This is a genomic window from Moorena sp. SIO4E2, from assembly GCF_010671945.1.
Taxonomy (GTDB): domain Bacteria; phylum Cyanobacteriota; class Cyanobacteriia; order Cyanobacteriales; family Coleofasciculaceae; genus Moorena; species Moorena producens.
This window is the reverse complement of the sequence record NZ_JAAHIE010000628.1, coordinates 1-3795: the sequence shown is the minus strand read 5'-3', so window position 1 is coordinate 3795 and position 3795 is coordinate 1. Positions and strand designations below refer to the sequence as shown.

The window sequence follows — 3795 nt, the reverse complement described above, 5'->3', positions numbered from 1 at the left end:
ACCAACAACTCCACTGGAGCAAGTCGAAGGACTAGGATATCTAGGAGCTGGATGAGGGGAAACTTTCACGTCCAGTTCTGAAGGAGAGGTGCCCTAGGGTAATACCTAGGCATCGACTCTAACTAAATAAAGCAGCTAGGTTTGTAATTAACTGGTGTCTGAGGAATCAAGTCAGTACGATAGCATTTGGCTGGAATAAGCGTAACAAAGACAGTATCAATATTGGAAAAAAGAACAACCAAAACTTTGTCCAAATACCTACTGCTAAATTAAAAAGCCGAATAGAACAGTTATGCGCTGAACACGGCATTAAATTTGTTGAAACAGAGGAAAGTTATACCAGTAAGGCTAGCTTTTTAGACCGCGATATTCTGCCTACACTTGGTGCAAAACCCCAGGGGTGGAAAGAGACTGGGAGAAGAGTTAGGCGTGGACTTTACAAGTCCGGAAAAGGCGAATTGATCAACGCCGACTGCAATGGAGCCTGTAACATTTTGCGCAAAGTAGCGACACAGCTAGGAATTAACCTAGTCGAGGTCGGTAGAGCAGCTTTGAACCTGCCACAACGGTACAATTTTGATTCACTATCTAGATCGTATCGTGAAGCATCACTTCGCGTGGTTTCAACCCGCGAAGTGATATCAGCTTAGAATCCACGCGGTTTCAACCCGTGGAGAGTTCAAATCATGCTAAATACACCATTCAACCGCTTCAAGCCAGCTGCTCTTCCGTTGAAGAAAGCACTCTCAAGACTGGCACTCGGTCTGGCGACCCTGCTGTTTGCCGCAGTGGCAGTATTCTGTGCCACAGCTCCCACGGCTTTAGCAGCAACGGTAGAACCATTGCATGGAATACACATTACTGAAAAAGGTGTCACAATCGTAGTGACGAGCAACGGCTGCACGCAGAAAGAGGACTTCACAACCATATTGGCAAAATCCCAGCCTCCCATTGTTACCTTCATCCGCCTGAAACCGGATTTTTGTAAAGGTGTTTCCCGTCCCTACCGGATTGAGTTCTCGCTGTCGGAAGTGGGAGCGACAGAATTTAAAGTGGCTAATCTGTTTGAACCTGGCCCCAGATTTTAGCTGTCCGGTAAAAGAAGCCCCACGTCTCAATCCGCAAGCATGAGCGTAGTCAGAAGTATCCGCAAGAATAGGGCAGCCTTTAGGGTGGATCGGCTATGCGTAAAAGAGGTGCGACCCGTGGCGAATTTAATTCGCCTACGGAAAGCGCACCTTTGGTTAAAACTTTATGATTAAGGCTGCCCTAATAAACAGGTTTCATCTCCGGGATGAATTTTACACAGAGTCTTTGGGTTCAGGGAAACGAGCTATTAAACTCCTCAATAATTCGGAGCAAGTCATCCCTCTACGATCAGCTTCCTGTTGAAGCTGCCTTTTTTCAAAACTGGTAAGTCTAATCATTAAGTTTTTGTCTTTCATTTTGAATTGACATATGTAAATACTTATGCTATCATGATGATAGGTCGAAAAGCAGGAGATTGCAACAATGAGATTGGCGTATCAGTACCGGCTAAGGTTGACTAAGTCACAAGAAGCAGAGATAGAAAAATGGCTGGACATGCTTCGCCATCAATACAACTACCTACTTGCCGACAGATTTAGCTGGTACGAACAGAATCGCTGCTCTATTAATTCCTGTCCTCTTGTCTGCCATTTGCCAGATCTAAGAAATAATCCTGATTATTTTTCCCAGAAGAAAACTCTCCCTCAGCTAAAGAAAGATAGACCTTGGTATAAGGTAGTCCAGTCTCAAGTCCTACAAGACTGCGTTAAAAGAGTGGACTTGGCTTTTAAGCGTTTTCTAAAGGGCGACAGCAATGGAAAAAAAAGTGGAAGACCTCGATTTAAAGGGAAAAACAGGTACAAGTCTTTTACCTTTCCGTCTCTCTCTAAAAGTCCCATAAGCGGCAATATCTTAACCCTTCCTAAGTTTGGAAAAGTTAAGATGATTTATCATCGACCTATTCCAGAAGGATTCAAGATAAAAACAGCTACTATAACCCAAAAAGCAGACGGGTACTATGTTACGCTATCTGTCCAAGATAATTCTGTTCCGGATATTATCCCAGTCGATAGCGCTTCCAGTCCTGTTGGGATAGACATGGGTCTCAAATCCTTTTTGATCAAGTCTGATGGCGCTGAAGTGCCAATACCTCAATACTATCGGAAAGCTCAAAAGCGACTAAAAAAGATCCAAAAAGCTGTTAGTAGATCTAAAAAAGGAAGCAACAATCGGAAGAAAGCTGTAAACAAACTAGGGAAAGCTCACAAAAAAGTTGCTGATACTAGAAAAGACTTTCATTTTAAAACCGCTAAAAGCTTGTTAGACAACCATGACTTAATTGCTCATGAGAAGTTAAACATTAAAGGTTTGGTCAAAACTAAAATGGCTAAATCTATCCTTGATGCTGGGTGGGGTCAGTTTTTGTCAATACTATCAAACAAAGCCGAAAATGCTGGTTTGGTTACAGTTGCAGTAAATCCCCGAAACACCAGTCAAAACTGTTCTAATTGCGGAACAAAAGTACCTAAAAAGTTGAAAGACCGCATTCATTCTTGTCCTCACTGTGGATACACAGAAGATCGTGATGTGAATGCGGCGATCAATATATTGAAATTGGCGGTGGGGCATCCCGTCAGAAGTAAAGCTTCCCGAATATCCGAACCGATAGGTGGAGCTGGGAAGAAGCCCACACTGAATCGTAGATTACAGTGTGGGAGTATGTCACCGGCGGAAGTTCTTAAAACAGGACTCTAAGTGGAAAAAAATGTCACAAACTCCCTGGTGAGATCGTTTTAGTTATAGAGGGAAATAGCTAACTTTGGGGTAGGCGAGTGTGGCGAACACGAGTTAAACGTTGTTTAATTCTTACCCTATAGCCTCAATTTAATTATTCCGCTCAAATTCCTCCCGATGCTGACGTTACGGTAGAGCGCGGGAGGAATTTTTTACAGGGTATGCTAGAATATATCCTAATTTGGGGTTGCATCATTGCGGGATGATTGAGAAAACTAGGAAACGAAATGTCCTAAATGCCAATCAACCCATATCCGTAATAATAGTCACGGTCGAGGTAAACGAAATTACCTCAAATTTGCTGACGTCAATTTATTGAATCCTATTCCACCAAGGGTTATTCAGCCGAAGTGAATAAAAATTGTGTACAAATTATCTTGTGGCTAAAAAAAAATTGTGGGTATATAACATTTTTATTTGAGATGTAAACATAGAAGTGATAAATGGATCTTCGGATCAGTATGAAATATCTAGGAGGAGTTTTTGGTGTTTTGAGACATCAGCATTTGGTTTCATGATCTATTTGTAAATGCTATATTTATAATTTTTTTTTGCTAGAGCTATAATTTTAACAGCTTTGATTGATAAGACTTATTCAAGTTTTGAGTAATATTTAAATGATGCCTAAGATGACCAATGAACTATCCCCTCCTAATTTACAAGAGGCCGAGGATTTATTATCTGAGCTGTTTCAAGAAGTACAAAAGTGGGAAAGTCCGTTAGTTGGTGGAACAAAACTGGGTATAGGAGCAGAAGCTATTGACAGTCTGCGTCAATCAAAGGTCAGTTTTGGCAATCCTAGAGACAGGTTAATTCAGCTTACAGAGGAGACATTCAAAAATAGTGGTAAGCTGTTCGGCATTTAAATTGGTATAATAAAAATTAATAAATAACCCAATAATAGGAAATATGCCAGCAAAAAATTATCTGACACAAGAGCAAAAAACAATACTTCAAAAAGCCTTAAAAATA

4 protein-coding genes are annotated in these 3795 nt (G+C 41.1%); all 4 read left to right on the top strand.

All coding sequences use genetic code 11. The features are described 5' to 3' along the window. Positions 1 to 146: 146 nt before the first annotated feature. Positions 147 to 650: a zinc ribbon domain-containing protein gene (locus F6K37_RS34380; RefSeq protein ID WP_353838850.1), complete on the top strand. Its 504-nt coding sequence runs from the start codon at positions 147 to 149 to the stop codon at positions 648 to 650. A gap of 36 nt (positions 651 to 686) precedes the next feature. Continuing rightward, positions 687 to 1088, top strand: a complete 402-nt coding sequence (locus tag F6K37_RS34375; protein ID WP_287255275.1) for a hypothetical protein — start codon at positions 687 to 689, stop codon at positions 1086 to 1088. 424 nt (positions 1089 to 1512) lie between these two features. After that, positions 1513 to 2784 (top strand): RNA-guided endonuclease InsQ/TnpB family protein, encoded by a 1272-nt coding sequence (locus tag F6K37_RS34370; protein WP_287255273.1) that lies wholly within the window; start codon positions 1513 to 1515, stop codon positions 2782 to 2784. A 668-nt stretch (positions 2785 to 3452) separates the two neighbouring features. Beyond that, positions 3453 to 3689 (top strand): hypothetical protein, encoded by a 237-nt coding sequence (locus F6K37_RS34365; protein WP_287255271.1) that lies wholly within the window; start codon positions 3453 to 3455, stop codon positions 3687 to 3689. Positions 3690 to 3795 lie beyond the last annotated feature (106 nt).

Coding starts and splice junctions, on each gene's coding strand:
- F6K37_RS34375 (WP_287255275.1), top strand. CDS start 687: ATGCTAAATACACCATTCAACCGCTTCAAGCCAGCTGCTCTTCCGTTG.
- F6K37_RS34370 (WP_287255273.1), top strand. CDS start 1,513: ATGAGATTGGCGTATCAGTACCGGCTAAGGTTGACTAAGTCACAAGAA.
- F6K37_RS34365 (WP_287255271.1), top strand. CDS start 3,453: ATGACCAATGAACTATCCCCTCCTAATTTACAAGAGGCCGAGGATTTA.